General features: G+C 68.9%; 25 protein-coding genes. 15 read left to right on the top strand and 10 right to left on the bottom strand.

The window, feature by feature from the left end:
• Nucleotides 1-81 precede the first annotated feature (81 nt).
• The 7 genes from dnaJ to pdxH all read right to left on the bottom strand — a co-directional run bounded on the left by dnaJ (nucleotide 82) and on the right by pdxH (nucleotide 6771).
• Nucleotides 82-1221 carry a molecular chaperone DnaJ gene (gene dnaJ, locus ACSFBC_RS04890; protein ID WP_435509172.1) on the bottom strand — a complete coding sequence of 380 codons (1140 nt, stop codon included), beginning with the start codon at nucleotides 1219-1221 and terminating at the stop codon, nucleotides 82-84.
• Between the two features lie 88 nt (nucleotides 1222-1309).
• Nucleotides 1310-3244, bottom strand: coding sequence for a molecular chaperone DnaK (gene dnaK / locus ACSFBC_RS04885; RefSeq protein ID WP_435509171.1), 1935 nt, complete (start codon nucleotides 3242-3244; stop codon nucleotides 1310-1312).
• 107 nt (nucleotides 3245-3351) lie between these two features.
• A complete protein-coding gene (gene grpE / locus ACSFBC_RS04880) occupies nucleotides 3352-3927 on the bottom strand; it encodes a nucleotide exchange factor GrpE (RefSeq protein WP_435509170.1) in 576 nt (191 codons plus the stop codon).
• Between the two features lie 281 nt (nucleotides 3928-4208).
• Nucleotides 4209-4559 carry an FKBP-type peptidyl-prolyl cis-trans isomerase gene (locus ACSFBC_RS04875; RefSeq protein ID WP_435509169.1) on the bottom strand — a complete coding sequence of 117 codons (351 nt, stop codon included), beginning with the start codon at nucleotides 4557-4559 and terminating at the stop codon, nucleotides 4209-4211.
• Nucleotides 4560-4666: 107 nt separating this feature from the next.
• Nucleotides 4667-5041, bottom strand: coding sequence for a winged helix-turn-helix transcriptional regulator (locus ACSFBC_RS04870; protein WP_435509168.1), 375 nt, complete (start codon nucleotides 5039-5041; stop codon nucleotides 4667-4669).
• Between the two features lie 122 nt (nucleotides 5042-5163).
• Entirely contained in the window at nucleotides 5164-6015 is an 852-nt protein-coding gene (asd, locus tag ACSFBC_RS04865; RefSeq protein WP_435509167.1) for an archaetidylserine decarboxylase, read from the bottom strand.
• A gap of 102 nt (nucleotides 6016-6117) precedes the next feature.
• A complete protein-coding gene (gene pdxH, locus ACSFBC_RS04860) occupies nucleotides 6118-6771 on the bottom strand; it encodes a pyridoxamine 5'-phosphate oxidase (protein ID WP_435509166.1) in 654 nt (217 codons plus the stop codon).
• 33 nt (nucleotides 6772-6804) lie between these two features.
• Between pdxH and ACSFBC_RS04855 the strand changes: the two genes are divergently transcribed.
• On the top strand, nucleotides 6805-7371 hold the full coding sequence (locus tag ACSFBC_RS04855) for a nucleotidyltransferase family protein (protein WP_435509165.1): 567 nt from the start codon (nucleotides 6805-6807) through the stop codon (nucleotides 7369-7371).
• Here the strand turns inward: ACSFBC_RS04855 and ACSFBC_RS04850 are convergent.
• Both ACSFBC_RS04850 and ACSFBC_RS04845 read right to left on the bottom strand, forming a co-directional pair.
• The gene (locus ACSFBC_RS04850) at nucleotides 7355-7888 is read right to left on the bottom strand and encodes a superoxide dismutase family protein (RefSeq protein ID WP_435509164.1); all 534 of its coding nucleotides are present in this window, start codon (nucleotides 7886-7888) and stop codon (nucleotides 7355-7357) included. The genes ACSFBC_RS04855 and ACSFBC_RS04850 overlap by 17 nt on opposite strands.
• Entirely contained in the window at nucleotides 7885-8673 is a 789-nt protein-coding gene (locus ACSFBC_RS04845; protein WP_435509163.1) for a gamma-glutamylcyclotransferase, read from the bottom strand. The genes ACSFBC_RS04850 and ACSFBC_RS04845 overlap by 4 nt, the downstream gene beginning before the upstream one ends.
• Nucleotides 8674-8715: 42 nt before the next feature.
• Here ACSFBC_RS04845 and ACSFBC_RS04840 point away from each other — a divergent pair, with 42 nt between their 5' ends.
• On the top strand, nucleotides 8716-9297 hold the full coding sequence (locus tag ACSFBC_RS04840) for an OmpA family protein (protein WP_435509162.1): 582 nt from the start codon (nucleotides 8716-8718) through the stop codon (nucleotides 9295-9297).
• A gap of 61 nt (nucleotides 9298-9358) precedes the next feature.
• On the opposite strand, the gene gntR is transcribed toward ACSFBC_RS04840, so the two are convergent.
• Nucleotides 9359-10387, bottom strand: coding sequence for an HTH-type transcriptional regulator GntR (gntR, locus tag ACSFBC_RS04835; RefSeq protein WP_435509161.1), 1029 nt, complete (start codon nucleotides 10385-10387; stop codon nucleotides 9359-9361).
• Between the two features lie 226 nt (nucleotides 10388-10613).
• On the opposite strand from gntR, the gene ACSFBC_RS04830 reads away from it, so the two are divergent.
• The 13 genes from ACSFBC_RS04830 (at nucleotide 10614) to ACSFBC_RS04770 (ending at nucleotide 25970) form a co-directional block, all read left to right on the top strand.
• Nucleotides 10614-11138, top strand: coding sequence for a gluconokinase (locus ACSFBC_RS04830; RefSeq protein ID WP_435509160.1), 525 nt, complete (start codon nucleotides 10614-10616; stop codon nucleotides 11136-11138).
• Entirely contained in the window at nucleotides 11135-11647 is a 513-nt protein-coding gene (locus ACSFBC_RS04825) for a TRAP transporter small permease (protein ID WP_435509159.1), read from the top strand. Before ACSFBC_RS04830 ends, ACSFBC_RS04825 begins: the two co-directional genes overlap by 4 nt.
• A gap of 10 nt (nucleotides 11648-11657) precedes the next feature.
• Nucleotides 11658-12938: a TRAP transporter large permease gene (locus ACSFBC_RS04820; RefSeq protein ID WP_435509158.1), complete on the top strand. Its 1281-nt coding sequence runs from the start codon at nucleotides 11658-11660 to the stop codon at nucleotides 12936-12938.
• A gap of 53 nt (nucleotides 12939-12991) precedes the next feature.
• The gene (locus tag ACSFBC_RS04815) at nucleotides 12992-13999 is read left to right on the top strand and encodes a TRAP transporter substrate-binding protein (protein ID WP_435509157.1); all 1008 of its coding nucleotides are present in this window, start codon (nucleotides 12992-12994) and stop codon (nucleotides 13997-13999) included.
• Between the two features lie 109 nt (nucleotides 14000-14108).
• Nucleotides 14109-15947, top strand: a complete 1839-nt coding sequence (edd, locus tag ACSFBC_RS04810; protein ID WP_435509156.1) for a phosphogluconate dehydratase — start codon at nucleotides 14109-14111, stop codon at nucleotides 15945-15947.
• 47 nt (nucleotides 15948-15994) lie between these two features.
• A complete protein-coding gene (gene eda, locus ACSFBC_RS04805) occupies nucleotides 15995-16630 on the top strand; it encodes a bifunctional 4-hydroxy-2-oxoglutarate aldolase/2-dehydro-3-deoxy-phosphogluconate aldolase (protein ID WP_435509155.1) in 636 nt (211 codons plus the stop codon).
• 9 nt (nucleotides 16631-16639) lie between these two features.
• On the top strand, nucleotides 16640-17365 hold the full coding sequence (locus ACSFBC_RS04800) for a haloacid dehalogenase type II (protein WP_435509154.1): 726 nt from the start codon (nucleotides 16640-16642) through the stop codon (nucleotides 17363-17365).
• 363 nt (nucleotides 17366-17728) lie between these two features.
• Nucleotides 17729-18991: an efflux RND transporter periplasmic adaptor subunit gene (locus ACSFBC_RS04795; protein ID WP_435509153.1), complete on the top strand. Its 1263-nt coding sequence runs from the start codon at nucleotides 17729-17731 to the stop codon at nucleotides 18989-18991.
• Nucleotides 18984-22106 (top strand): efflux RND transporter permease subunit, encoded by a 3123-nt coding sequence (locus ACSFBC_RS04790; RefSeq protein ID WP_435509152.1) that lies wholly within the window; start codon nucleotides 18984-18986, stop codon nucleotides 22104-22106. Before ACSFBC_RS04795 ends, ACSFBC_RS04790 begins: the two co-directional genes overlap by 8 nt.
• Before the next feature lie 5 nt (nucleotides 22107-22111).
• A complete protein-coding gene (locus tag ACSFBC_RS04785) occupies nucleotides 22112-23587 on the top strand; it encodes an efflux transporter outer membrane subunit (RefSeq protein ID WP_435509267.1) in 1476 nt (491 codons plus the stop codon).
• A gap of 266 nt (nucleotides 23588-23853) precedes the next feature.
• A complete protein-coding gene (locus ACSFBC_RS04780) occupies nucleotides 23854-24183 on the top strand; it encodes a hypothetical protein (protein WP_435509151.1) in 330 nt (109 codons plus the stop codon).
• Nucleotides 24184-24297: 114 nt separating this feature from the next.
• The gene (locus tag ACSFBC_RS04775) at nucleotides 24298-25347 is read left to right on the top strand and encodes a sensor histidine kinase (RefSeq protein ID WP_435509150.1); all 1050 of its coding nucleotides are present in this window, start codon (nucleotides 24298-24300) and stop codon (nucleotides 25345-25347) included.
• Nucleotides 25344-25970, top strand: a complete 627-nt coding sequence (locus tag ACSFBC_RS04770) for a response regulator transcription factor (RefSeq protein WP_435509149.1) — start codon at nucleotides 25344-25346, stop codon at nucleotides 25968-25970. The genes ACSFBC_RS04775 and ACSFBC_RS04770 overlap by 4 nt, the downstream gene beginning before the upstream one ends.
• Nucleotides 25971-25974: the final 4 nt, after the last annotated feature.

Here is a 25974-nt window from a genome sequence, read left to right as displayed (position 1 = left end):
TTTGTTTTGGATCTATCGAAAGCGCACCAAAAAAAAGCGGCCCGCAGGCCGCTTTGTCGTCAGCAGATCCGCCGAGCGCGATCAGCTGAAGAATTCCTTGGCCTTGTCGAACCAGCCCTTGTCGGTCGGGCTGTGCTTGTTGCCGCCCTTCTTGAGCGACTCGTCGAGCTCCTTGACCAGCTTGCGCTGGTGCTCGGTGAGCTTGACCGGCGTCTCGACGCGCACGTGGCAGTACAGGTCGCCCGGGTAGCTGCCGCGCACGCCCTTGATGCCCTTGCCGCGCAGCCGGAACTGCTTGCCGCTCTGCGTGCCTTCGGGGATGTCGATCGCCGCCGCGCCCTTGAGCGTCGGCACGTTGATCTCGCCGCCCAATGCGGCCGTCGTCATGGCCACGGGCACCACGCAGTGCAGGTCGTCGCCGTCGCGTTCGAACAGTTCGTGCTTCTTGAGCCGGATCTCGATGTAGAGATCGCCCGGCGGGCCGCCGTTGGTGCCGGGCTCGCCGTTGCCGGTGCTGCGGATGCGCATGCCGTCGTCGATGCCGGCCGGGATCTTCACTTCCAGCGTCTTGTTGTTCTTGATCTTGCCCTGGCCGTGGCAGGTCGTGCACGGCTCGGGGATGATCTTGCCCGTGCCGTGGCACTGCGGGCAGGTCTGCTGTACGCTGAAGAAGCCTTGGCGCATCTGCACCGCGCCCGCGCCGTGGCAGGTGGTGCAGGTGATGGGCTTGGTGCCGGGCTTCGCGCCCGTGCCGCTGCAGGTCGCGCAATCATCCCAGCTGGGGATGCGGATCTGCGCGTCCTTGCCGTCGGCCGCTTCTTCCAGCGTGATCTCCATCGCATAGCTCAGGTCGCCACCGCGGAAGACCTGCCGGCCGCTCGCCTGGCGACCGCCGCGCGCGCCGCCGAACACGTCGCCGAAGATGTCGCCGAAGGCCTCCGCGAAACCGCCGAAGCCTTCCGCACCCGGGCCGCCGCGCATGTTCGGGTCGACACCCGCATGGCCGTACTGGTCGTAGGCGGCCCGCTTCTGCGGGTCCGACAGCATTTCGTACGCTTCCTTGGCGTCCTTGAACTTGGCTTCCGCATCCTTGGATGAATCGCCCTGGTTGCGGTCGGGATGGTGCTTCATCGCCTGCTTGCGATAAGCCTTCTTGATCTCTTCCTCGCTGGCGTTCTTGGGAACGCCGAGGGTTTCGTAGTAGTCGCGTTTGGTGGCCATGGTGCGGATCGTCGGGGGCGGTAGCTGAAAACGGAAAAGGCTGGATCACCTGTTCGGGGGTAATCCAGCCTCGGGAAGCGCTGCGGGATCAGCCCTTCTTGACTTCCTTGACCTCGGCGTCGACCACGTTGTCGTCCGCCGGGGCGCTGGCTGCCGCTTCAGGGCCGCCTGCTGCGCCGCCGGCCGCACCGGCTGCTGCCTGCGCGTCGGCGTACATCTTCTCGCCGAGCTTCTGGCTCGCGCTCATCAGCGTGTTGGTCTTGTCCTCGATGGCCGACTTGTCGTCGGTCTTCAGGGCTTCCTCGACGTCCTTGATGGCCGCCTCGATCTTTTCCTTCTCGCCGGCGTCCAGCGTCTCGCCGTGCTCGCCCAGCGACTTCTTCACGCTGTGCACCATGGCTTCGCCCTGGTTGCGGGCCTGCGCCAGCTCGACCTTCTTCTTGTCGTCGGCCGCGTTGAGTTCGGCGTCCTTCACCATGTTCTGGATCTCGTCCTCCGACAGGCCCGAGTTCGCCTTGATGGTGATCTTGTTTTCCTTGCCGGTGCCCTTGTCCTTGGCGCCGACGTGCAGGATGCCGTTGGCGTCGATGTCGAAGCTCACTTCGATCTGCGGCGTGCCGCGCGATGCCGGCGGGATGCCTTCGAGGTTGAACTCGCCCAGCGCCTTGTTGCCCGAGGCGATCTCGCGTTCGCCCTGGAACACCTTGATGGTCACGGCCGGCTGGTTGTCCTCGGCGGTCGAGAAGGTCTGCGCGAACTTGGTCGGGATGGTCGTGTTCTTCACGATCATCTTGGTCATCACGCCGCCCATGGTCTCGATGCCCAGCGACAGCGGGGTCACGTCGAGCAGCAGCACGTCCTTGCGGTCGCCCGAGAGCACCTGGCCCTGGATCGCGGCGCCGACGGCCACGGCCTCGTCGGGGTTCACGTCCTTGCGCGGTTCCTTGCCGAAGAACTCCTTGACCTTCTCCTGCACCTTGGGCATGCGGGTCATGCCACCGACCAGGATCACGTCGTTGATGTCCGACACGCTCACGCCCGCATCCTTGATGGCGGTGCGGCAGGGCGCGATGGTGCGCTCGACCAGCTCTTCGACCAGGCTTTCGAGCTTGGCGCGGCTGAGCTTGATGTTCAGGTGCTTCGGACCCGAGGCATCGGCCGTCACGTAGGGCAGGTTGATGTCGGTGGCGGCGCCGTTCGACAGTTCGATCTTGGCCTTCTCGGCGGCTTCCTTCAGGCGCTGCAGGGCGAGCACGTCCTTGCCCAGGTCGACGCCCTGTTCCTTCTTGAACTCGGAAATGATGTAGTCGATGATGCGCTGGTCGAAGTCTTCGCCGCCCAGGAAGGTGTCGCCGTTGGTCGACAGCACTTCGAACTGCTTCTCGCCGTCGACGTCCGCGATCTCGATGATCGACACGTCGAAGGTGCCGCCGCCCAGGTCGTACACGGCGATCTTGCGATCGGCCTTGTCGTGCTTGTCCAGGCCGAAGGCCAGGGCCGCCGCGGTGGGTTCGTTGATGATGCGCTTGACGTCCAGGCCCGCGATGCGGCCGGCGTCCTTGGTGGCCTGGCGCTGGCTGTCGTTGAAGTACGCGGGCACCGTGATCACGGCCTCGGTCACCGGCTCGCCCAGGTAGTCCTCGGCGGTCTTCTTCATCTTGCGCAGGATCTCGGCGCTGACCTGCTGGGGTGCGAGCTTCTTGCCGCGCACTTCGACCCAGGCGTCGCCGTTGTCGGCCTTGGAGATGGTGTAGGGCATCAGGTCGATGTCCTTCTGCACTTCCTTCTCTTCGAACTTGCGGCCGATCAGGCGCTTGACGGCGTAGATCGTGTTGCGCGGGTTCGTCACCGCCTGGCGCTTGGCCGCGGCGCCGACCAGGACCTCACCGTCTTCCTGGTAGGCGACGATCGATGGCGTGGTGCGTGCACCTTCCGAGTTCTCGATCACGCGGGTCGTGTTGCCCTCCATGATCGAAACGCACGAGTTGGTGGTGCCAAGGTCGATACCGATGATTCTGCCCATGATGTGAATGCTCCTGAATGCTGAAATTGAGTTGTTGTGAACGTGTGGATAACCCGGCGCGATTCAAGGGATGAAGCGGGGATTTCCTGTGGGTTTCCTGGGGGCGGTCAGCCTGCCGAGCTGACGGTGACCAGCGCGGGGCGCAGCACGCGCTCGGCGATGGTGTAGCCCTTCTGCAGCACGCCCACGATGGTGTTGGGTTCCTGGCCGGGTGTCGGCACGACGGAGATGGCCTGGTGCTGGTGCGGATCGAACTTGCTGCCTGCGGCCGGCGCGATCTCGATGACCTTGTGGCGCTCGAGCGCGCTCTTGAGCTGGCGCAGCGTGGCTTCGGCGCCTTCGCGGATCTGCTCGGGCGTCACGTCCTGGATCGCCAGGCCGGCTTCGAGGCTGTCGCTGACCGGCAGCAGGCTCTCGGCGAAGGCCTCGACCGCGAACTTGCGGGCCTTGGTGATTTCTTCATCGGCGCGGCGGCGTGCGTTCTGCACATCGGCCTGCGCGCGCAGGTACTGGTCGGCCAGCTCCGCATTCTTCGCCTGCAGCGTCGCCAGCTCGGCCTGGGCCGCGACCAGCGCGTCCTGCGCATCGGCCTCGTTGGCGAATTGCGCCGCTTCGAGTTCTTCGGGGCTGGGTTCGCCTTGCAGCGTCTGCGGGTTCATTTCGGAGTTTTGTGGATTCGACATGCTCAAAAACCGTTGGAACGGTCGTGAAAGAAACGATTCCGAGCCAATTGGGGCCGCCGGAAGGGTTTTTCAAGACAAAAAAATGCGGCTTCATCAAGCCGCTGGCAGGAAACACTGAATTCCCCTGCTCACCCCAGTCCGCAGGCGAGGCGCACGCAGTGCGCGAGCCCGCAGAACCCCAGGGCCACCGCGGAACCGGCTACGCCGGGCCGCCGGTGGCGCCCCCGGAGGGGGAAGGGCGAAGCGACACGAAGTGCGCGAGCCCCTCGGGGGAGAACCGATCAGTGCGCGTCGAGCAACTCGACGTCGAACTTCAGCGTCGCGTTCGGCGGGATCACGCCGCCGGCGCCACGGGCACCGTAGCCCAGGGCGGCGGGGATGATCAGCGTGCGCTGGCCGCCGATCTTCATGCCGGCGACGCCTTCGTCCCAGCCCTTGATGACCTGGCCAGCGCCCAGCGAGAACGCGAACGGATCGCCACGGTCGCGGCTCGAGTCGAACTTGGCGCCCTGCACGCCGTCGTTGTACAGCCAGCCGGTGTAGTGCACGTGCACGTGCTGGCCGGCCTTGGCTTCGTTGCCGTCGCCGACGACGGTGTCTTCGTATTGCAGGCCGGAGGGAGTGGTGGGCATGGGCGTTCCTTGATGAGGATGAAAACAGGGTGGAAGAAAGGCGGGGAGTTTAACGATCGGACGTGCCCTTGCCCGCAGGACGTGATGCCGTCGCCACGCGACGACGCTCAGAGAGAGGGAAAGGGCGGGGCGGGCGGCGTCTGCGGCGTCGGTGGCGTCGACACGACCGCCGAGGCGGCCTTCTTCGCCTGGCCGGCCTGCCATTTGGCGGCAAAGGCCTGCAGGTCCGACAGCCGCCGGAGCAGGTCCTGGCCGCTGAGCGTCAGGCTGTAGCCGTCGCCGCCGTGGATCACCACGCCGGCCTCGCGCAATTCCTTGATGCGGGTGTTGAGCGTGTTGGGCGTGATGCCGCCCACGCTGTCCTGCAGCAGCCGGAAGGTCTGCGGATGGCCGTCCCGCAACGCCCAGAGCACGCGCAAGGCATAGCGGGCCTCCAGCAGCGCGAGCAACTGGTTGACGGCTGCGTTTTCCTTGGAGCTCATCGGTGTCGTGGAGGGAAGTGCGGCAAGGCGCGAAGGGGCCGGCGACTATAGCGCAGAAGCGGTCTTGCTACTGCTTTGGTAGCTGAGCGCCGCCGCGTGGCGCGGGTTGGCGCGGGGCAGGCTCATGGCCGGTACTGCTGCGCCATGACCTCGCCCAGCCGCACCGACCCACCCGGCGCCCAGCCCGGGTTGAAGGCCAGGTCGCGCGAGGGGAACAGCATCACGACCGTCGAGCCGAGCAGGAAGCGGCCCATTTCCTCGCCCTGACCGAGCACGATCTGCTGATCGTCGTAGCGCCATTCGCGCACCTCGCCACCGCGCGGCGGGTTGATCACGCCGTGCCAGACGGTCGCCATGCTGCCGACGATGGTCGCGCCCACCAGCACCAGCACGAAGGGGCCGTGCGGACCGTCGAACACGCACACCGTGCGCTCGTTGCGTGCGAACAGCCCCGGCACGCCGCGCGCGGTGGTCGGGTTGACCGAGAACAGATCGCCCGGCACGTAGATCATGCGGCGCAGCCGGCCCTCGCAAGGCATGTGGATGCGGTGGTAGTCGCGCGGGCTCAGATAGAGCGTGGCGAAACTGCCGTGCGCGAACTGCGCGGCCAGCGCCGCGTCGCCGCCGACCAGCGCGGTGGCGGTGCAGTGGTGGCCCTTGGCCTGGAACAGCTGGCCGTCGGCGACCGGGCCGAACTGGCTGATCGCGCCGTCCACCGGCGACACCAGGTCGGCCGGGGCGATGGGCCGCGCGCCCGGTTTGAGGGCGCGTGTGAAGAAGTCGTTGAAGCTCGCGTAGCTGGCGATGTCGCTGTCGAGCGCCTCGGCCATGTTCACGCCGTACTTGGCGACGAAGCGCCGAATGATCCAGGTCGTGACGGCACCGCGCTCCTTGCCGGCGACCCAGCCGGCGAAGGAAGTCAGGGCCTGCTTGGGCAGGACGTATTGGGGGAGGACGGAGAGGCGATCGGACACGTGGGGCAGGCAGAAGCAGAAGCGGCAGGACCGGGCATTCTAGGAAGCTTGCGGGTCGGCGCGCCTATCGATTGCCCGGGGCCCGTGTCGCGACGGACGTTCTCAGGGCGCCAGCCGTTCGCGCAGCCAGCCCTGGCCGGTTGCGTCGGCGCGGTAGCGCAGCCGGTCGTGCAGCCGGCTCTTGCGGCCCTGCCAGAACTCCCAGCGCTCGGGCACCAGCCGGTAGCCGCCCCAGTGCGGCGGGCGCGGCGGCGAAAGCAGGTGCCTGGCGGCGGCCAGGGCCGCGTTCTTCACCAGCACGTCACGGCCGCTGATGACCTCGCTCTGCGGGCTGGCCCAGGCGCCGAGGCGCGAATCGAGCGGGCGGCTGGCGTAGTAGGCGTCGCTCTCGGCGGCGTCGACCTTTTCCACGCGGCCCTCGATGCGCACCACGCGTTCGAGTTCGACCCAATGGAACTGCAGCGCGGCATAGGGGTTGCCGCCGAGCTCCTGGCCCTTGCGGCTCTGGTAATTGGTGAACCAGACGATGCCGCGTGCGTCGTAGCCCTTGATCAGCACGATGCGGGTCGACGGCCGCAGGTCGCTGCCGACCGTGGCCAGCGTCATGGCGTTGGGCTCGGGCACCTGGGCCTCGATGGCTTCGCCGAGCCAGCGTTCGAATTGCTGCAGCGGGTCGGCCGCGCTGCGGACTTCGTCGAGTTCGGCGCGCTCGTAGCTCTTGCGCAGCGCGGCGAGGGAATCGTTGGGGGAGGTCATGCCGAGATTGTCGACGCGCGGGATACTTCACGCATGAACGCCATCGCCTTGCCCACCGTGATCGTGCTGGCCTCCGGCCGCGGCGACCGCTTTCGTGCCTCGGGCGGCACGGTGCACAAGCTGGCCGCGCTGCTCGGCGGGCGCCCGCTGCTGGAGCACACGCTGGCCGCGGTGCGCGCGAGCGGGCTGCCCTGGCATCTGGAAGACGCCGGGCATCCGGGGATGGGCGATTCGATCGCGGCGGCCGTGCGCGCGACGGTCGACGCCGACGGCTGGCTGATCCTGCCGGCCGACCTGCCGCTGGTGCAGCCCGCCACGCTGCGGCGCGTGGCGGCCGCACTGGCCGAGGGCGCATTGGCCGTGCAACCCAGCCATGCCGGTCGGCGCGGACACCCCGTGGCCTTCGGTGCCGCGTCGCGCGACGCGCTGCTGCAACGGACGGGGGAAGTGGGCGCGGCGCCGGTGCTGCAGGCGCTGCGCGCGCGCGGCGAGGTGCGCGAACTGGCGCTCGACGACATCGGCATCGTCACCGACGTCGACACGCTGGCCGACCTCGCGGCGGCCGAAGCGCTCTGGCGGGAACTCAACCCTTCGAGATGATCGCGCAGGCGATGCGCGGGCCGGAGTTGCCGGCCGGCTGCGTCGTGTAGTCGTCGCGGTCGCGGTGCACCACCAGCGCACGGCCCAGCACGTTGTTGGCGGCGCCGTCGGTCAGCGAGATCGCATGGTCGTCGACACGGAAGCGCGCCACGCCGCTGGCGTCGGCCATCAGGCTCGGCAGTTCGCCCGCATGGCTGCCGGGCGCGGCGAACTTGCCGTGGATGCCGCCGGCCGGGTTGAAGTGGCCGCCCGAGGCGTTGCCGTTGTCGCCGCAGTCGCCCTTTTCGTGGATGTGGAAGCCGTGCTCGGTGTTCGGCGCCAGGCCGCGCACCTCGCCGGCCACGCGCAGGCCGTGGTCGAGCGGGGTGAAGGTCACCTTGCCGAGGGTCGGGTTGGGCGAAATGGCCGCGGTGGGCGCGAGCTCGGCGACGGCGCCGGGGTTGCCCATGCTGGCGCAGCCGGCCAGGCCGGCGAGGGCCAGGGCGGCGAAGGCTGCGGTAGGAAGACGGAAGCTCATGATTTCTCCTGGGAAGTTTGAGGGGGGCCGGCGGGCGCGCTGTCGAGGGCGTCGTCTGGCGCTGATGCCGTCTTGTATAGCGGAGTCGGCGGGTTACCGCCATCGGCCCGTGCCGACAGTTCGGCCTCCGCCAGCAGCAACAAGCGGGCCAGGGCGCGGTCATGGATCGCATGGCGCCGAAGTTCCTGCAGCGTCTGGCGAGCGTAGTCGAGCGAGGTGCCGTAGCGGCCCGTGGCGCTGCGAAAAATCTGCCGGTAGCGTTCCTCGCTGAGCTCGCCGGTGAAGTTCGGGCTCTGGCGCGACAGCGTGAAGGCCAGCGCGCGCACCGGCCCCTCGGGCGTGCTGCAGTCGAGCCAGCGCGGGTCGTACACACCGGTGGGCATCTCGCGCAGCCAGAGCTGGCCCAGCGTTTCCAGTCCGACGGCGGCCGGTACCCGGAACACCATGCCGCGGCAACTTCCGCCCGACAACAGGCCGAACACCAGCCCGGGGTTCTGCAGCGAGCCGCGGTTGACCCGGCTCCACATCTTGAGCGCCCGGTGCCAGCCATGCACGCGCGCCGGGCGGCGCTCGGTGAAGTCGAAGTCGGGGCGCCAGATCAGCGAGCCGTAGCCGAACAGCCAGAGGTCGTCCTGGCCGCCCCATTCCGCGATGGTCCGCTCGAGCATCGGCCGCGGGTCGCGCACCGGTTTCAACGCCGGGTCGAGGCCCGGCAGGCCCGTGTCGCCGCCGGTCGGAGAGGGCGGTGGCGTCGGGGCACCTACAATTTCAGGGTCATGGATCACGAACCCATTATTTACCGGCCCCTTTCCTTCGGAGAACATCGCATGTCATCCAGCAGCGACGACGACAGCCAGCAGCGCTTCGCCCTCGGTTTCCTTTTTGCCTTGATTGCGCTGGTGGTCTTCACCGTCGTGGGGGTGTCGGTCTTCAACTACGGCATGGGGGGCGCCACGCCGCCCACCGCGCGGGACAGCGGCTTGCCCGTCACCCAGGTCGAGCCGTCCGAAGCCCCGGCACCGGTGCCGGCCCCCGGCAGCACCGTGTTGACCGAAACCGTGAGCGTCGTCGTGCCCGAAGGCGCGAGCATCCAGGTGGTGGGCGGCGTGGTGAACTTCTACTTCGCCACCGGCAGCGCCGACCTCGCCCCGGGCGCGGCCGAAGCACTGGCCGTGGTGATCAAGGGTGTCGAGGGCGGCCGCAAGGCCGTGATCTCGGGCTTCCACGACACCACCGGCGATGCCAAGATCAACGAAGAACTGGCCAAGCTGCGGGCCCAGACCGTGCGCGACGTGCTGCTGGGCCTGGGCGTTCCTGCCGACAAGGTCGACCTGCAGAAGCCCGTGGTCGGCACCGGCTCGGGCAACAACGCCGAGGCGCGCCGCGTCGAGGTCAAGCTGCTGGACTGATCCCCCGCAGCCTCGATGAAGAAGCCCGGCTCGTCCGGGCTTTTTCATGGGCGCTCGTCCCTCAGGTGCTGCCGCGCACCACCAGCTCGTAGTCCAACTCGACGCAGCCGGGTTGGGCCAGCGTGCCGCGCATCAGGCCCAGCAGCATCTCGGCGCCGGCCCGGCCGACCTCGCTGCGCGGCGTGCGCATGGTGGTCAGCGGCGGCACCATCTGGTCGCTGCCGGCCAGGTCGTTGAAGCCGGCCATGGCGATGCGCCCGGGCACCGGCACCTGCAGGCGGTTGGCGGCCAGCAGACCGCCCTGCGCGATGTCGTCGTTGCAGAAGAAGATCGCATCGATGTCCGGCATGCGCTGCAGCATCTCCTCGAACAGCCGCGCACCCAGCGCGATCGACGAGCGCTCCGGGCTCAGCATTTCCAGCCGCGCGTCGTAGAGGCCGGCTTCGCGCAGGCAACGGCGGTAGCCTTCGGCGCGCTGCATCACGCGCGGGTCGAGCTGGGCGCCGCAGAAGGCGATGCGGCGGTGCCCGCGCGCCAGCAGGTGGCGCGTGACGGCTGCGCCCGCATCCACCTGCGAGAAGCCCACGCAGGCCACGCCGGGCGCGGTGCTGGTCTCCATCAGGTGCACGCAGGGCACGCCGCTGTGCGCGATCAGCTGGCGCGCCGTCTCGCTGCGGTCGAAGCCGGTCACCAGCAGGCCTGCCGGGCGGTGGGGCAGGTAGGTGCGCAGCAGCAGCTCTTCCTCGGCGCTGTCGTAGTGCGTGACGCCGATGAAGGGCTGATAGCCCTCGGGAAAGAGCGTGCGGTGCACGGCTTCCAGCAGGTCCACGAACAGCGTGTTGGACAGCATCGGCACCAGCACCAGCACCTGGCTGCTGCGCTGCGACGCCAGCGCACGGGCGGCGGGGTCGGGCACATAGCCCAGACGCTCGGCCGCTTCGCGCACGCGCAGGGTCAGCGCCGGGTCGACGCTGCGCTCGCCGCGCAGCGCGCGCGAGACGGTGATCGGGCTGACGGCTGCGGCGCGTGCCACGTCGTCGAGGGTGATGCGGCCACTGGAGCGGCGAGGGCGGCGGGTCGCGTCGGTCAAGGGTTAATCCGGAGAAAAGTGTCGCCCATTGTTCTATAGGATAGCGCTATCCCTCAGAGGGTTAACAAGTAGTCGCGCCCGCCGAACGGGTGTGCGCCAGTTGCGTTCCTCTGAGCACAGGTTTGAAGAAGACAATGGCTGCCATGGCCCGGACCTTCGTCCGGGCTTTTTTTGACTCCCGATGGATAGCGCTATCTCACAATTTCAACCGCAGGCCCTGGTGGTCATGGGTGTGTCCGGATGCGGCAAGTCGAGCGTCGGCGAGGCCTGTGCGCAGGCCTTGGGCTGGACGCTGCACGAGGGCGACGCCTACCACGCGCCCGAGAGCGTCGCCAAGATGCGCGCCGGCACGCCGCTGACCGACGCCGACCGTGCGGGCTGGCTCGACCGCCTGGCCGCGCTGCTCGCGTCGCCGCCTGAAGGCGCCGGCCGGGTGTTGACCTGCTCCGCGCTGCGTCGCCGCTACCGCGACCGGCTGCGCGAAGCCGCACCGCGCCTGGGCTTCGTGTTCCTCGCGCTCGACTACGACGCGGCGCTGGCCCGCGTGCAGTCGCGCGCCGGCCATTTCTTCTCGCCCGCGCTGGTGTCGAACCAGTTCGCCACGCTCGAATCGCCCGAAGGCGAGCCGGGCGTGCTGGTACTGGACGCCACGCAACCCATGGCCGAACTGGTCGCCGCCGTCGTGGCCTGGGCCGCGCCTTCTTTCGCTTCAACCACAGGGCGCGAGACGCCGCCCGGAGACATCGCATGAGCCATTCCTCCTCCGCGCCGCCGGCGCGTCCCAAGCCGGCGCTTCAGCGCCTGGCCGAACTCTTCATGGTCGTGGCACTGGCCGGCATGGTCGTCGCGGTGTTCGTGAACGTCGTGCTGCGCTACGTCTTCGCCACCAGCATCGTGTCGTACGAGGAAATCTCGCGCCTGCTCTTCGTCTGGCTGGTGGCCGTCGGCACCATCGTCGCGGCCTTCGAGGGCAAGCACCTGGGCTTCGACATGCTGACCTCGCGCCTCAAGGGCGGGTCGCGCAAGGGTCTGTTCTGGGTGAGCCAGCTGCTGGTCGCCCTCTGCATGGTGCTGCTGCTCAAGGGCGCGTGGGCGCAGGTGATCGCCGGCATGGAGAGCTACAGCACCGTGCTGGGCTATCCGCTGGCGCTCGGGGCCGCGGCCACGCTGGTGCTGGCTGTCGGCCTGCTGGTGGCGCTGGTGTTCGACCTCGTGCGCGGCGAGCCGCCGGCGGCGTCGGGCGCGGGCGAGATCGAGTGAGGACCGCGCCATGATCGTCACCGCCATCTTCCTGATCGTGCTCATCGGCGGCATGGTGATCGGCATGCCGATCGCCCACTCGCTGGTGCTGACCGGTGTCGCCCTCATGTGGCACCTGGACTTCTTCGATGCGCAGCTGCTCGCGCAGAACCTGCAGGCCGGCTTCGACAACTTCCCGTTGCTGGCCGTGCCCTTCTTCATCCTGGCCGGCGAACTCATGAACGCGGGCGGCCTGTCGCGCCGCATCATCGATCTGGCGCGCGCCTTCGTCGGCCACATCCCCGGCGGCCTGGGCTTCGTCGCCATCGGCGCCGCGGTGCTGCTGGCGTCGATGAGCGGCTCGGCCATCGCCGATACGGCCGCGCTCGCGACCATCCTGCTGCCGATGATGCGCGAGCAGAAGTACCCGGCCGGCTACAGCGCGGGCCTGCTCGCGTCGGGCGGCATCATCGCGCCGATCATTCCGCCGTCGATGCCCTTCGTGATCTATGGCGTGACGACCAACACGTCGATCAGCAAGCTGTTCCTGGCCGGCGTGTTCCCCGGGCTGATGATGGGCGTGTTCCTGATCGCCGCCTGGTGGTGGATCGCCCGCAAGCACAAGCTGCCGGCCATGGCGCGCGTGGCGTGGGGCGCGCGCATGAAGGCGCTGCTGCACAGCTTCTGGGCCATGATGATGCCGGTCATCATCCTGGGCGGCCTCAAGGGTGGCATCTTCACGCCGACCGAGGCCGCGGTGGTGGCGGCGGTCTATGCGCTCGTCGTCTCGATGTTCGTGTACCGCGAGCTGAGCTGGGCCGCGCTCTACGAGGTCTTCCTCAACGCGGGCAAGACCACCGCCGTGGTGATGTTCCTGTGCGGCGCCGCGACCGTGACGGCCTACATGATCACGCTCGCCGACCTGCCCAATCTGCTGGCCGACAGCTTCTCCGGCGTGATGGGCAACCCCATCGTCTTCATGGCGCTGATGATGCTGTTCCTGCTGGTGGTCGGCACGGCGATGGACCTGACGCCCACCATCCTGATCTTCGGCCCCGTGTGTGCGCCGCTGGCCGTGAAGGCCGGCATCGATCCGGTGTATTTCGGCTTCATGTTCATCTTCGTGGGCTGCATCGGCCTCATCACGCCGCCCGTGGGCACGGTGCAGAACGTGGTGGCCGGCGTCGGCAAGCTGCGCATGGAAACCGTGATCAAGGGCACCACGCCCTTCCTCTTGATGTACGTGCTGCTGGCCGTGCTGTTCGTGCTGTTCCCGTCGCTCATCACCGCGCCGCTGGCGTGGATGCACTGACGGTACCGCGCCCTTCCTTTCCCTTTCCCCTTTCGACACTCAGGAGACTTCCCATGCGCATCCGTTTCGCTCTCGTCGGCCTCGTGGCCGCACTCGCCGCCGCCGGCGCGGCCCAGGCCCAGGACTTCAAGCCGCGCATCGTGCGCTTCGGCTACGGCCTGGTGGACAACTCGAACCAGGGCCGTGCGGTGCGCCTGTTCGCCCAGGAGGTCGAGAAGGCCACCGGCGGCAAGATGAAGGTCCGCGGCATCGGCAACGCGGCGCTCGGTTCCGACACCCAGATGCAGCAGGCGCTGATCGGCGGCGCGCAGGAGATGATGGTCGGCTCGACCGCCACGCTCGTGGGCATCGTGCCCGAGATGGCCGTGTGGGACACGCCCTTCCTCTTCAGCAACGTGAAGGAGGCCGATGCCGTGCTCGACGGACCGGTGGGCGAGAAGGTCAAGGCCAGGCTGGAGCCCAAGGGCATGGTCGGCCTGGTCTATTGGGAGAACGGTTTCCGCAACCTCACCAACAGCAAGCGCCCGATCAACAAGCTCGAGGACATGGGTGACATCAAGCTGCGCGTGATGCAGAACAACGTCTTCCTCGACAGCTTCAAGGCCCTGGGCGCGAACGCCGTGCCGCTGCCGTTCTCGGAACTCTTCACCGCGCTCGAGACGCGCGCGGTCGACGGCCAGGAGAACCCGTTCAACACCGTGGTGTCGAGCAAGTTCTACGAGGTGCAGAAGTACCTGACGGTCACCAACCACGTCTACAGCCCCTGGATCGTCACGGTCAGCAAGAAATGGTGGGACACGCTGAGCCCGGCCGAGAAGAAGGTGCTGCAGGACGCCGCGCTGAAGAGCCGCGACTTCGAACGCAAGGACACCCGCGACGAAGCCGTCAAGGCCCTGGCCGATCTCAAGTCCAAGGGCATGCAGGTGAACGAATTGCCCGCCGCCGAAGCCAACCGCATGCGCGAGAAGCTGGTCAGCGTGAACGGCGGCATCGCCAAGTCCGTGGGCCAGGAGACCTGGGACGCGGTCAACGCCGCCGTCGCGCAGGTGCGCGGCAAGTAAGCGCCATCCCCTTGGGCGAAGGAGGTCTCGCGGCCCCTTCGCCTGCATCGCGCCACTTGCGGGGTTTACCATCAGGGCCCTAGCCAGCCGGCGCATCCACAGCCCCAGCATGCCACTCCACGACACCGTCCAAGCCGTCACCCGACGCATCCGCGAACGCAGCGCGCCCACCCGCGCCGCGTACCTCGAACAGATCGAAGCCTACGGGCAGCGCGACCGCGGCTCCGACCGCATGGGCTGCGCCAACGTGGCGCATGCCGTGGCCGGCGTGCCCGCCAACGACAAGCTGCGCATCGTGGCCGAGCGCCGACCCAACATCGGCATCGTCACGGCCTACAACGACATGCTCTCGGCCCACGCGCCGTACCAGGGCTACCCCGACATCATCAAGCACGAGGCGCGCCGCCTCGGTGCCACCGCGCAGGTCGCGGGCGGCGTGCCGGCCATGTGCGACGGCGTGACCCAGGGCACGCCGGGCATGGAGCTCAGCCTGTTCAGCCGCGACACCATCGCAATGGGCACGGCGATCGCGCTCACGCACGACATGTTCGACGCCGCGCTGATGCTCGGCGTGTGCGACAAGATCGTGCCCGGCCTCTTGATCGGCGCGCTGCATTTCGGCCACCTGCCCACCGTGTTCGTGCCGGCCGGCCCGATGCCCTCGGGCCTGTCGAACAACGACAAGGCCAAGGTGCGCGAGCAGGCCGCGCAGGGCCTGGTCGGCCGCCAGGGCCTGATGGACGCCGAGATGGCGGCCTACCACGCACCCGGCACCTGCACCTTCTACGGCACGGCCAACAGCAACCAGATGCTGCTCGAGGCCATGGGCCTGCACGTGCCCGGCACGGCCTTCATCCAGCCCGGCAACGCGATGCGCGAGGCGCTCACGCGCGAGGCGGTGCGCACCGTGCTGGGCAAGGCCTCGGCGGAAGCCTTCCAGTGCCCGCCGATCGGCCGCCTGGTCGACGAGCGCGCCATCGTCAACGCGATGGTGGCACTGCTGGCCACCGGCGGCTCGACCAACCACCTGATCCACTGGGTCGCGGTGGCACGCTCGGCCGGCATCCTGATCGACTGGAACGACTTCTCCGAACTCTCCGACGTGGTGCCGCTGCTCACGCGGGTCTATCCCAACGGCAGCGCCGACGTCAACGCGTTCCAGGACGCGGGCGGCCCGGGCTACGTGATCGGCGAGCTCGTCGGCGCGGGCCTGATGCACGCCGACGTGCTGACCGTGCGCGCGGGCGGCATCGCCGAATTCGCCAACATCCCGACCATGACGGGCGAGCCCTCGGCCGAAGGCGTGCTGCACTGGCATGCGGCCGCGCCGTCGAAGAACGATGCGGTGGCGCGGCCGGTGTCGGCACCGTTCAGCCCCACCGGCGGGCTCAAGCTGCTCAAGGGCAACCTCGGGCGCAGCGTGATCAAGGTGTCCTCGGTGCCCGACGACCGCCATGTGATCGAGGCGCCGGCGCGCGTGTTCGATTCGCAGGCCGCGCTGCAGAAGGCGTTCACCGCCGGCGAGCTCGACCGCGACGTGGTCTGCGTGGTGCGCTGGCAGGGGCCGCAGGCCAACGGCATGCCCGAGCTCCACAAGCTCACGCCGCCGCTGTCGGTGCTGCAGGGCAAGGGCTTCCGCGTGGCGCTGGTCACCGACGGCCGCATGAGCGGCGCGTCGGGCAAGGTGCCTGCCGCCATCCACGTCTCGCCCGAAGCCGCAGCCGGCGGCCCGCTGGCCAAGGTGCGCGACGGCGATGTGATCCGCCTCGACGGCGTGGCAGGCACGCTGGCCGTGCGGGTGCCCGATGAGGAATGGGCGCAACGGGAAACCGTCAAGATGCCCGAAGCCCAGCGTCTGGCCGACGGCCGCGGGCTGGGCCGCGAACTGTTTGCGGGCATGCGCCGCAACGCGCTCACCGCCGAAGAAGGCGCCTGCTCATGGCTTTGAGCGGCGCCCAAAGAATCCAGAACGCAGCAACACAGTGGAACCCTGACATGAACGAAAAACTCACCGCCCTCGACGTGATGCGCGACGCTCCGGTGATCCCGGTGATCGTGCTGCATGACGTGGCCCATGCGGTGCCGCTGGCGCGCGCGCTGGTGGCCGGTGGCATCCGCATGCTGGAAGTCACGCTGCGTACGCCGCAGGCGCTGCAGTGCATCGAAGCCATTGCGAAGGAAGTGCCGGAAGCCGTGGCCGGCGCCGGCACCATCCGCAGCGCGGCCGATGCGCAGGCCTCGGCGCTGGCCGGGGCGAAGTTCGGCGTGAGCCCGGGCTACACCCGCGCGGTGGGCAAGGCCTGCCACGACCTCGGCCTGCCGCTGCTGCCCGGCGTGGCGACCGGCAGCGAGATCATGACGGCGCAGGAAGACGGCTACCAGCAGCTCAAGTTCTTCCCCGCGATGCAGGCCGGCGGCCTGCCGATGCTCAAGGCCTGGCAAGGTCCGTTCGGTGACGTGACTTTCTGCCCGACCGGCGGCATCCACCTCGGCAACGCAGCCGAGTTCCTGGCGCTGTCGAACGTGGCCTGCGTGGGCGGTTCGTGGATCGTGCCGAACGACGCCATTCAAGCCGGCGACTGGGCGCGCATCGAACAGCTGGCGCGCGAAGCCTCGCAACTCCGGCGCTGAGTGCTGGTGATGCTTCAGAAGCCCGAAGCGGCCGAGCTCAAGGTCGTCGCCTTCGATGTCTTCGGCACGGTGGTCGACTGGCATGGCGGTATCGCGGCCGAGGCCGAGCGCATGGTCCCGGGCGTCGACGGCAGCGCCTTCGCGTTGGCCTGGCGCGCGGGCTACCAGCCCGCGATGCGCAGCGTGATGCAGCGCATCGCCGAAGGCGAGGGCGGCTTCACGTTGCTGGACGAACTGCACCGCAGCATCCTCGAGAGCGTGCTGCGCGACTTCGGCATCACGCACCTCGACACGGCGCAGAAGCGCGAACTCAACTGCGCCTGGCACCGGCTGCCGGCCTGGCCCGACGCCGTGGCCGGCCTGACCCGGCTCAAGTCCAGGTACATCGTCTGCAGCCTGTCCAACGGCAACATCGGCCTGCTCACCGAGATGGCGAAGCACGCCGGATTGCCCTGGGACTGCGTGCTGTCGGCCGAGGTCTTCAAGGCCTACAAGCCCGACCCGCGCACCTACCTCGGCGTGGCCGCGGTGTTCGACACCACGCCCGGCCAGGTCATGCTCGCGGCCGCGCACCATGACGACCTGGCGGCCGCGCGCGCTTGCGGCCTGCGCACCGGCTACATCGAGCGCCCGCACGAGTTCGGTCCGGGCCAGCCCAAGGACGTCTCGCCGCAGCCAGACAACACGCTGCACGCGCGCGACATCGGCGCACTGGCCGACCTGCTCGGCTGCTGAGCGTCGCCCCGCCGCATGGCTATACCTCGGTATAGCCAGGCGATACATCGGGCGCGCAATCACATCCCCCAAGCTTCTGGTTTTTCCTTGTCACGGCAGGCAGAATTCCCTTCGTCATCGAGGCCCCGGATGGATCTCGAAGACCTCAGAGGATCTTTCAACCATGCCCAGCGACAGTCGTCGAAGCGGGCAACCCCACCTCAAGAGGCCGCCATGGATCCCGACCCTGATGGGCGCCGCTGCGCGCCGACGGCCCTCCCTTCCCACCCCATGAACTTTGCACATCCGGCTTCGGCCCGGAGGCCCGCGCACACCTGAACGTGTGAGGACGCCTCCGCGGCCGCGTGGCCCAAGGAGATCCTCATGCTGTTTCGCACCCCTCGTTTTCACGACGCACTGCAGCGCGCGCTGCGTGCCGCCATCGCCTCGCACCGCAGCGCGGTGCTGCGCGCACTGCCGGCCGTCCATGGCCGGCGCGACGCGCGGGCCCGTTTCGCGATGGCTGTGGTCATCGTCTGCGCCGGCAGCACGCTGCTCACGGCATGCGACGTCAAAAAACTGCTGCCCGGTGCCGCCGCCGCCGAAAGCCATGCGGCACCGGCGCACGGCCTGCAGCATGAAGGCACCCTGCTGATCGTCCCCGAGGCTTCGCCGCTGCGCCACAGCCTGCAGGTCGGCGCCGTCCTGCAGCAGGCGCTGGCGCAGGGCATCGACGCGCCGGGCGTGATCGAGGCCTTGCCCGAGAAGCTGGTGAAGGTGACGCCGCCCCTGGCCGGCCGTATCGTCAAGCTGCACCGCACGCTGGGCGATGCGGTCAAGGCCGGCGACGCGCTGTTCACGCTCGATTCGTCGGATCTCGGAACGGTCTACAACGAGCATGCCAAGGCCCAGTCGGCCCTGCTGCAGGCGCGGCGCGAGTTCGAGCGGCAGAAGGCGCTGTTCGACGGCGACATCTCGGCCCGCAAGGACTACGAGGCCGCGCAGCTCGCGCTGGCCGCGGCCGAGAACGATGCGCGCGCCAGCGCCGGCCGGCTGGCGCAACTGGGCGTGGTCGCCGATGCGGCCTCGCACCGCGAATACGTGCTGCGCTCGCCCATCGCGGGCCGCGTGGTCGACATGGCGGGCGCGCAGGGCGGCTACTGGAACGACATCACGGCACCGATCATGACGGTGGCCGACCTGTCGACGGTCTGGCTCTCGGCCAGCGTGCCGGAGAAGGAGATGGCGCAGGTGTTCCCGGGCCAGAAGGCGCGCATCACGCTCAACGCCTATGCCGACCAGCCGTTCGAGGGCCAGGTGAAGTACGTGGGCGACCTGCTCGACACCGAGACGCGCACGGTCAAGGTCCGCGTGGCCATCGACAACCGCGACGGCCGCATCAAGCCCGGCATGTTCGCGCGCGTGCGCTTCTCGGGCGCGAGCCGCCCGACCCTGGTGGTGCCGGCGTCGGCCGTGCTGCAGAGCGGCCTCTACACGCGGGTGTTCGTCGAGAAGACGCCGTTCCATTTCGAGTCGCGCGTGGTCAGCGTCGGCGCGAGCGTGCCGGGCAACGGCGTCGAAGTGCTGGCGGGCCTCGCGGCCGGCGAGCGTGTGGTGGTCAAGGACGGAGTGCTGCTGAATGATTGAGCGCATCGTCAACACCTGCTTCCAGCGCCGCGGCATCGTCTGGCTGCTGTTCGTCTTTGTGGCGCTCTACGGCGTCTGGAGCTGGAAGCAGCTGCCGGTCGAGGCCTTCCCCGACATCGCCGACGTCACCTCGCAGATCGTGACGCAGGTGCCGGGCCTGGGCGCCGAGGAGGTCGAGCAGCAGATCACCATCCCGCTGGAACGCGCGCTGCTGGGCACGCCGGGCATGCACGTGCTGCGCTCGCGCAGCCTGTTCGCGCTGTCGCTGATCACCGTTGTGTTCGAGGACGGCACCGACGGCTACTTCGCCCGGCAGCGGCTGCAGGAGCGCATGAACAGCGTCACGCTGCCCTACGGCGCCACGCCGGGGCTGGACGCCTACACCTCGCCCACGGGCGAGATCTACCGCTACACGCTGGAGTCGAAGACGCGCAGCCTGCGCGAGCTGTCCGAGCTGCAGTTCTGGACCGTGATCCCGCGCCTGAAGAAGGTGCGCGGCGTGGTCGACGTCGCCAATTTCGGCGGCCTCACGACGCAGTTCACGCTAGAGCTCGAACCCGAGCGGCTGACCGAATACGGGCTCACGCTGCAGCAGGTCAAGGATGCGCTGACCGCCAACAACGCCAACGGCGGCGGCAGCGTGGTCGACCGCGGCGAGCAGAGCTACGTGGTGCGCGGCGTGGGTCTGCTGCGTTCGCTCGAGGACATGGGCAACGTGGTGGTCAAGTCGAAGAACGGTGTGCCGGTGCTGGTCAAGGACCTCGGCAAGCTGGTCTACGGCAACGTCGAGCGCCGGGGCATCCTGGGCAAGGACGACAACCCCGACACCATCGAAGGCATCACGCTGCTGCTCAAGGACTTCAATCCTTCCGAGGCCCTGCGCGGCGTGCATGAGGCGGTGCGTGAACTCAACGAGAGCCTGCTGCCCAAGGACGTCAAGGTCGTGGCCTACCTGGACCGCACCTCGCTGATCGAGGCCACGCTGCACACGGTGGGCGGCACGCTGACCGAGGGCATGCTGCTGGTGAGCGTGGTGCTGCTGCTGTTCCTGGGCAGCCCGCGTGCGGCGGTGATCGTGGCGCTGACCATCCCGCTGTCGCTGCTGATGGCCTTCATCTTCATGCACCACTTCAAGGTGCCGGCCAACCTGCTGTCGCTGGGCGCGATCGACTTCGGCATCCTGGTCGACGGCGCGGTGGTGCTGGTCGAGGGCATCCTGCGCCGGCGCGAGGAAGAGGAGGGCCGCATGCTCACGGCACGCGATGCCATCACCGCCACGCTCAAGGTGGCGCGTCCGCTGTTCTTCGGCATGGGCGTGATCATCGCGGCCTACCTGCCGCTGTTCGCCTTCCAGCGCATCGAATACAAACTGTTCTCGCCCATGGCCTATGCGGTCGGTGCGGCACTGTGCGGTGCCTTGGTCGTCTCGCTGACGCTGATCCCGGGCCTGGCCTGGCTGGCCTTCCGCAAGCCGCGGCGCATCTTCCACAACCGGCCGCTCGAGGCGCTGGGCCGGGCCTACCGCCGCTTCCTCGACCGCGCGGTCGGCAAGACGCGTTGGGTGCTGGTCGTGTGCCTGGCGGCCTTGGCGGGGCTGTGTGTGCTGGGCGGCACGATCGGGCGCGACTTCCTGCCCTACCTCGACGAAGGCTCGCTGTGGCTGCAGGTGACGCTGCCGCCGGGCATCACGCTGGACAAGGCTTCGGAGATGGCCAGCGAACTGCGCCGCGCCACGCTGGCGTTTCCCGAGGTCAGCTACATGGTGACCCAGACCGGGCGCAACGACGACGGCACCGACTACTTCACGCCCTCGCACATCGAGTCCAGCGTCGGCCTGCATCCCTACAAGGAGTGGAAGTCGGGCATGACCAAGCAGGCGCTGATCGCCAAGCTCGGCGAGCGCTATGCACAGATGCCCGGCGTGACCGTCGGCTTCATGCAGCCCATGATCGACGGCGTGCAGGACAAGCTGTCGGGCGCGCACAGCGACCTCACGGTCAAGGTGTTCGGCAACGACCTGGCCGAAGTGCGCGGCGTCGCGCAGCAGGTGGCCAGCACGCTCCAGGGCGTGCCCGGCGCGGCCGACGTGGCGCTCGACGTGGAGCCGCCGCTGCCCAACCTCAAGATCGAACTCGACCGGGCCGCGGCCGCGCGCTATGGCCTCAACGCCGCCGACGTGGCCGACCTGATCTCCACCGGCATCGGCGGCTCGCCCGTCGGCCGTCTCTACGTCGGCGAGAAGAGCTACGACATGACGGTGCGCTTCCCGACGGCCGCGCGTTCGAGCCCCGATGCGATCGGCAACCTGATGCTCACCACGCCCAACGGCGCGAAGGTGCCGCTGTCCGAGGTGGCGCACATCGACACGGTCTCGGGCGAAAGTGTGATCGTGCGCGAGATGGCGCGGCGCCACATCGTGGTGAAGCTCAACGTGCGCGGCCGCGACCTGTCGAGCTTCCTCGCCGAGGCGCAGCCGCTGGTCGACCACCAGGTGCACTTCGACGCCCAGCGCATCCAGCTGGCGTGGGGTGGTCAGTTCGAGAACCTGCAGCGCGCCGAGGCGCGGCTGCTGGTCATCCTGCCGATGACGCTGGGCCTGATGTTCATGCTGCTGTTCGGCGAGTTCCGCAACCTGCGTCAGCCGCTGCTGGTGCTGGCCGCGGTGCCGCTGGCGATGCTCGGCGGGCTGGCCGCGTTGCACTTGCGCGGCATGACGCTCAGCGTCTCCAGTGCCGTCGGCTTCATCGCGCTGTTCGGCGTGGCGGTGCTCAACGGCGTGCTGATGATCGCGCAGATCAACCGGCTGCGCAGCGAGGAAGGCAAGCCGCTGCGCGAGGCGGTGCTCGAAGGCGCGGCCAGCCGCATGCGCCCGGTGCTGATGACCGCCACCGTGGCCGCCGTCGGCCTCACGCCGGCCATGCTGGCCACGGGCCTGGGCAGCGACGTGCAGCGTCCGCTGGCCACGGTGGTGGTCGGCGGCCTGATCACGGCCACGGCCTTGACGCTGCTGTTGCTGCCGGCGCTGTACTACCTGATCGAAGCGCGCGCGGCGCGCCGGCAGACCACCGACAAACGTGCGGACGACATGCCCGAATTGGCACAGGGAGAAGCCTGATGACGATGAAGAAGCGAATCACCGGCACCACCGCCATCGCGCTGCTGCTGGCCGTCGGCGGCTGCGCCGTCGGGCCGGACTTCCACCCGCCCGAGGCCCCCGCGACCCGCGGCTACACCGCCGCGCCGCTGCCGGCGCAGACCGCGTCCGCGTCCGGCATCGCAGGCGAGGCCCAGCGCTTCGTCGAAGGCCAGGACGTGCCCGCGCAATGGTGGCGCGTGTTCGGCTCGGACGCCCTCGACGAACTGGTGGCCTCGGCCTTGCGCGCCAACCCGGACCTGCAGGCCGCGCAAGCGGCCCTGCGTGCGGCGCAGGAGGGCGTGGCCGCGCAGCGCGGTGCGGCGCTGCCCAAGCTCGACCTGCAGTTCACGCCGACGCGCCAGCGCGTGGCCGATCCGGTGGCCAGCGCCGCCGAGTCGGGCGCATCGCTCTACACGCTGCACAGCGCACAGCTGAGCATCGGCTATGTGCCCGACGTGTTCGGCGCCAACCGGCGCCAGGTCGAGGCCCTGACGGCGCAGGTCGACGTGCAGCGCTTCCAGCGCGAAGCCGTCTACATCACGCTGTCGACGAACATCGTCAACGCCGCGATCCAGGAGGCCTCGCTGCGCGCGCAGTGCCAGGCCACGCGCGACCTGATCGCGCTGTCGACGCAGTTGCTCGACATCACGCGCCGCCAGCATGCGGCCGGCCAGCTCGGCGGCATCGAGGTGGCGGCGCAGGAGTCGGCGCTGGCGCAGGCCCAGGCGGTGCTGCCGGGGCTGGAGAAGCAGCTGGCGCAGCAGCGGCATCTGCTGGCCGTGCTGGGCGGACGGCTGCCGAGCGAGGACGTGGCGCCGCGCTTCGAGCTGGCCTCGCTGGTGCTGCCGCAGGAACTGCCGTTGAGCCTGCCCTCGAGGCTGGTCGAGCAGCGCCCGGACATCCGCGCCGCGCAGGCGCAACTGCATGCGGCCAGCGCGCAGGTCGGCGTGGCGACGGCGGCGCGGCTGCCCAGCCTCACGCTCACGGCCAATGTGGGCAGTTCGGCGCTGGCCTTGTCGCAGCTGCTGGGCAGCGGCACCGGGTTCTGGTTCGTCGGCGCCGAGCTGGCCCAGCCGATCTTCCGCGGCGGCACGCTGCTGCACCAGCAGCGCGCCGCCGAGGCGAGCTATGAACAAGCCGCGGCGCAATACCGCAGCACCGTGCTGACGGCGTTCCAGAACACCGCCGACACGCTGCAGGCCATCGTCAGCGATGCGCAGACCCTGCGCGCCGCTGCGGCTGCGGAGGCCGCTTCGCGCAAGAGCCTGGGCTATGCACGCCGGCAGCGCGCGCTCGGCGCCGGCGGCGCCGCCGACCTGATCCTGGCGCAGCAGGCCCATCAGCAGGCGGTGAGCACGCTGATCCAGGCCCAGGCCAGCCGCTTCGCCGACGCGGTGGCGCTGTTCCAGTCGCTCGGCGGCGGCTGGTGGAACGTGGCCGCGGCGGACACGCCGCACTGAAGCAAGCGCGGCGCGGGGCCGATCGCCCTCGCGCCGACCACCGCCTCGCCGGCCGACGAGGCCGAGCTGCCTGGACCCCCTCAAAGCCAGGGCGTGCATCAGGCGTTCTGGAATGCAGGCGCCGGGAACTGAAGGCCCCTTGACTTGCTTGTGGCAGGATGCGGCGGAGAAAAAACCGACATCCGTGCCCGCTGTGGACGAGGAGGCAGCGGGCATTCCCGGACACCGATCAGGAGATGCCTATGTGGAGCAGATCGCGCAGCGCGTTGGCCGCCGTTGCCGCCTTTCTCGTGATGGCGACGGAGATTGCCGCTGCACAAGCGGCCGATGCGTCGGCCGCCACCGTGCTCACCCGGGCACGCGTCGCGTCCTTCCTCGAGGAGGCGGGCGGCAAGTCCTATGTCCGGCTGAAGCTGATGCCCAGGACGAAGCTGCCCTTCACGACGCAGACCTTCAGGGTCACCGACCGTTCGCTGCTGGCCGGCATTGCCGAAGGTGCGACCGTCAAGTTCAGCTCGAAGCACATCGACGGCGAGAACGTCGTGACGGCGATTCACGTGGTGGCCGAATGCGTGCGCTTCCAGCCATGCGATTGATGAAGCCGATCGCCATGCAGGCCAGGCGCCTGGCGGCACTCTGTCTGTTCGCGCCGGGAGGCCATCGTTTCGCGCTATCCTGTGCCGCCGAATTTCCAGAGCGCCTCGACCATCATGCGAATGCCGCTGCAATACCGTCGCATGCTGGGCCTGACCGGCATGGTGCTCGTCATGGCCGCGATCTTCGTGGCCGACACGCTCACCGAGTACGCCGTGGCGGTGGCGTTCTTCTATTCGGTGGTCGTGCTCGCGGCCGTGAACCTGCTGACCGCGCGCGCGGCGATCGTGATCGCCTGCGCCAGCATCGCGCTCACGGTGTGGAGCTTCTACCTGACGCCGATCGGCCTGTACCGGGTCGGACTGGTCAACTCCGGCATCAGCATCGTCGCGATCTCGATCACGACCTACCTCGCACTCAAGACCCGGTCGGCGCAGGCCGCGGCCCACGACGCACAGGCGCGGCTGCTGCGCATCGCGCGCGTCAACAGCCTCGGCGGCCTGACGACCTCGATCGCCCACGAGGTCAACCAGCCGCTGGCCGCGATCGTCACGAGCGGCAATGCCTGCCAGCGCTGGCTGGCGCAGGACCCGCCCAACGTGGAGAAGGCGCTGCAGGCGCTCGACCGGATTCTGGGCGACGCCCGCCGCGCGAGCGAGGTGATCGACCGCGTGCGCAGTCTCACCAAGGGCGAGAACCCGCGCAAGACCGCGTTCGACCTGCCGCAGGCGATGCTCGAGATCGTCTCGCTGTCGCGCGCGGAGATCGATCGCCACGGCATTGCGCTGAGCACCGACATCGACGATGCGCTGCCCGCCGTGCTGGCCGACCGCGTGCAGATCCAGCAGGTCGTCGGCAACATGCTGTTGAACGCAATGGAAGCCATGGGCCGGAGCGCGCGCAAGGAACTCCGGATATCGGCGCACCGCAAGGACGCGGTGCTGGCCTGCACCATCGAGGACTCGGGCCGCGGACTGGCGCCCGATGCGCTGGACCGTCTGTTCGACGCCTTCTGGACCACCAAGCCCGGCGGCATCGGGCTGGGCCTGAGCATCAGCCGGACGATCGTCGAGGCCAACGGCGGCAGGATCTGGGCCGAGCCGAACGCACGCGGCGGCGCGACCTTCGGCTTCAGCGTGCCCATCGCAAAGGGGAAGGCCGGATGAACGAGAAAGCAGCGGCAACGGCCGCGCCCATCGTCTACGTCGTCGACGACGACCACTCGGTGCGTGCGGCGCTCGACGATCTGTTCGCCTCCGTCGGCCTGCAGGTTCGCTCCTTCGGCTCAGCCAGGGAGTTCCTCGCGCATCCGCCGGACGATGCACCCGGCTGCCTGGTGCTCGACATCCGCATGCCGGGCCAGAGCGGGCTGGACTTCCATCGCCAGATGGCCGATCTGGGCGTGCGGCTGCCGACCGTCTTCATCACCGGCCATGGCGACATCGCGATGAGCGTGGAGGCCATGAAGAACGGCGCCATCGAGTTCCTGACCAAGCCCTTTCGCGACCAGGACCTGCTCGACGCGATCCAGCAGGGCATCGAGAAGGACCGCGCACGGCGCGCAAGCGAGGCGATCGTGTCCGAGCTCAAGCTGCGCTGGGCTTCGCTCAGCACGGGCGAACAGGATGTCACGCGCGGGGTCGTCCAGGGGCTGCTCAACAAGCAGATCGCGGCGAGCCTCAACGTCAGCGAGATCACGGTGAAGGTGCGGCGCGGGCAGGCGATGCGGAAGATGCAGGCCGCTTCGCTGATCGAGCTGGTGCGGCTGATCGAGAAGGCCGGGGTGTAGGGCC

The sequence above is a fragment of the Variovorax frigidus genome (assembly GCF_051216515.1).
GTDB lineage: Bacteria > Pseudomonadota > Gammaproteobacteria > Burkholderiales > Burkholderiaceae_C > Variovorax.
The sequence above is the reverse complement of the archived record's forward strand: the minus strand, read 5'-3'. Positions and strand labels throughout refer to the sequence as shown.

What these genes read in the sequence shown, in the direction of transcription:
- dnaJ (WP_435509172.1), bottom strand. Translation starts at nt 1,221, where the DNA reads ATGGCCACCAAACGCGACTACTACGAAACCCTCGGCGTTCCCAAGAAC.
- dnaK (WP_435509171.1), bottom strand. Translation starts at nt 3,244, where the DNA reads ATGGGCAGAATCATCGGTATCGACCTTGGCACCACCAACTCGTGCGTT.
- grpE (WP_435509170.1), bottom strand. Translation starts at nt 3,927, where the DNA reads ATGTCGAATCCACAAAACTCCGAAATGAACCCGCAGACGCTGCAAGGC.
- ACSFBC_RS04875 (WP_435509169.1), bottom strand. Translation starts at nt 4,559, where the DNA reads ATGCCCACCACTCCCTCCGGCCTGCAATACGAAGACACCGTCGTCGGC.
- ACSFBC_RS04870 (WP_435509168.1), bottom strand. Translation starts at nt 5,041, where the DNA reads ATGAGCTCCAAGGAAAACGCAGCCGTCAACCAGTTGCTCGCGCTGCTG.
- pdxH (WP_435509166.1), bottom strand. Translation starts at nt 6,771, where the DNA reads ATGACCTCCCCCAACGATTCCCTCGCCGCGCTGCGCAAGAGCTACGAG.
- ACSFBC_RS04855 (WP_435509165.1), top strand. Translation starts at nt 6,805, where the DNA reads ATGAACGCCATCGCCTTGCCCACCGTGATCGTGCTGGCCTCCGGCCGC.
- ACSFBC_RS04850 (WP_435509164.1), bottom strand. Translation starts at nt 7,888, where the DNA reads ATGAGCTTCCGTCTTCCTACCGCAGCCTTCGCCGCCCTGGCCCTCGCC.
- ACSFBC_RS04840 (WP_435509162.1), top strand. Translation starts at nt 8,716, where the DNA reads ATGTCATCCAGCAGCGACGACGACAGCCAGCAGCGCTTCGCCCTCGGT.
- ACSFBC_RS04830 (WP_435509160.1), top strand. Translation starts at nt 10,614, where the DNA reads ATGGGTGTGTCCGGATGCGGCAAGTCGAGCGTCGGCGAGGCCTGTGCG.
- ACSFBC_RS04825 (WP_435509159.1), top strand. Translation starts at nt 11,135, where the DNA reads ATGAGCCATTCCTCCTCCGCGCCGCCGGCGCGTCCCAAGCCGGCGCTT.
- ACSFBC_RS04820 (WP_435509158.1), top strand. Translation starts at nt 11,658, where the DNA reads ATGATCGTCACCGCCATCTTCCTGATCGTGCTCATCGGCGGCATGGTG.
- ACSFBC_RS04815 (WP_435509157.1), top strand. Translation starts at nt 12,992, where the DNA reads ATGCGCATCCGTTTCGCTCTCGTCGGCCTCGTGGCCGCACTCGCCGCC.
- edd (WP_435509156.1), top strand. Translation starts at nt 14,109, where the DNA reads ATGCCACTCCACGACACCGTCCAAGCCGTCACCCGACGCATCCGCGAA.
- eda (WP_435509155.1), top strand. Translation starts at nt 15,995, where the DNA reads ATGAACGAAAAACTCACCGCCCTCGACGTGATGCGCGACGCTCCGGTG.
- ACSFBC_RS04800 (WP_435509154.1), top strand. Translation starts at nt 16,640, where the DNA reads ATGCTTCAGAAGCCCGAAGCGGCCGAGCTCAAGGTCGTCGCCTTCGAT.
- ACSFBC_RS04795 (WP_435509153.1), top strand. Translation starts at nt 17,729, where the DNA reads ATGCTGTTTCGCACCCCTCGTTTTCACGACGCACTGCAGCGCGCGCTG.
- ACSFBC_RS04790 (WP_435509152.1), top strand. Translation starts at nt 18,984, where the DNA reads ATGATTGAGCGCATCGTCAACACCTGCTTCCAGCGCCGCGGCATCGTC.
- ACSFBC_RS04785 (WP_435509267.1), top strand. Translation starts at nt 22,112, where the DNA reads ATGAAGAAGCGAATCACCGGCACCACCGCCATCGCGCTGCTGCTGGCC.
- ACSFBC_RS04775 (WP_435509150.1), top strand. Translation starts at nt 24,298, where the DNA reads ATGCGAATGCCGCTGCAATACCGTCGCATGCTGGGCCTGACCGGCATG.
- ACSFBC_RS04770 (WP_435509149.1), top strand. Translation starts at nt 25,344, where the DNA reads ATGAACGAGAAAGCAGCGGCAACGGCCGCGCCCATCGTCTACGTCGTC.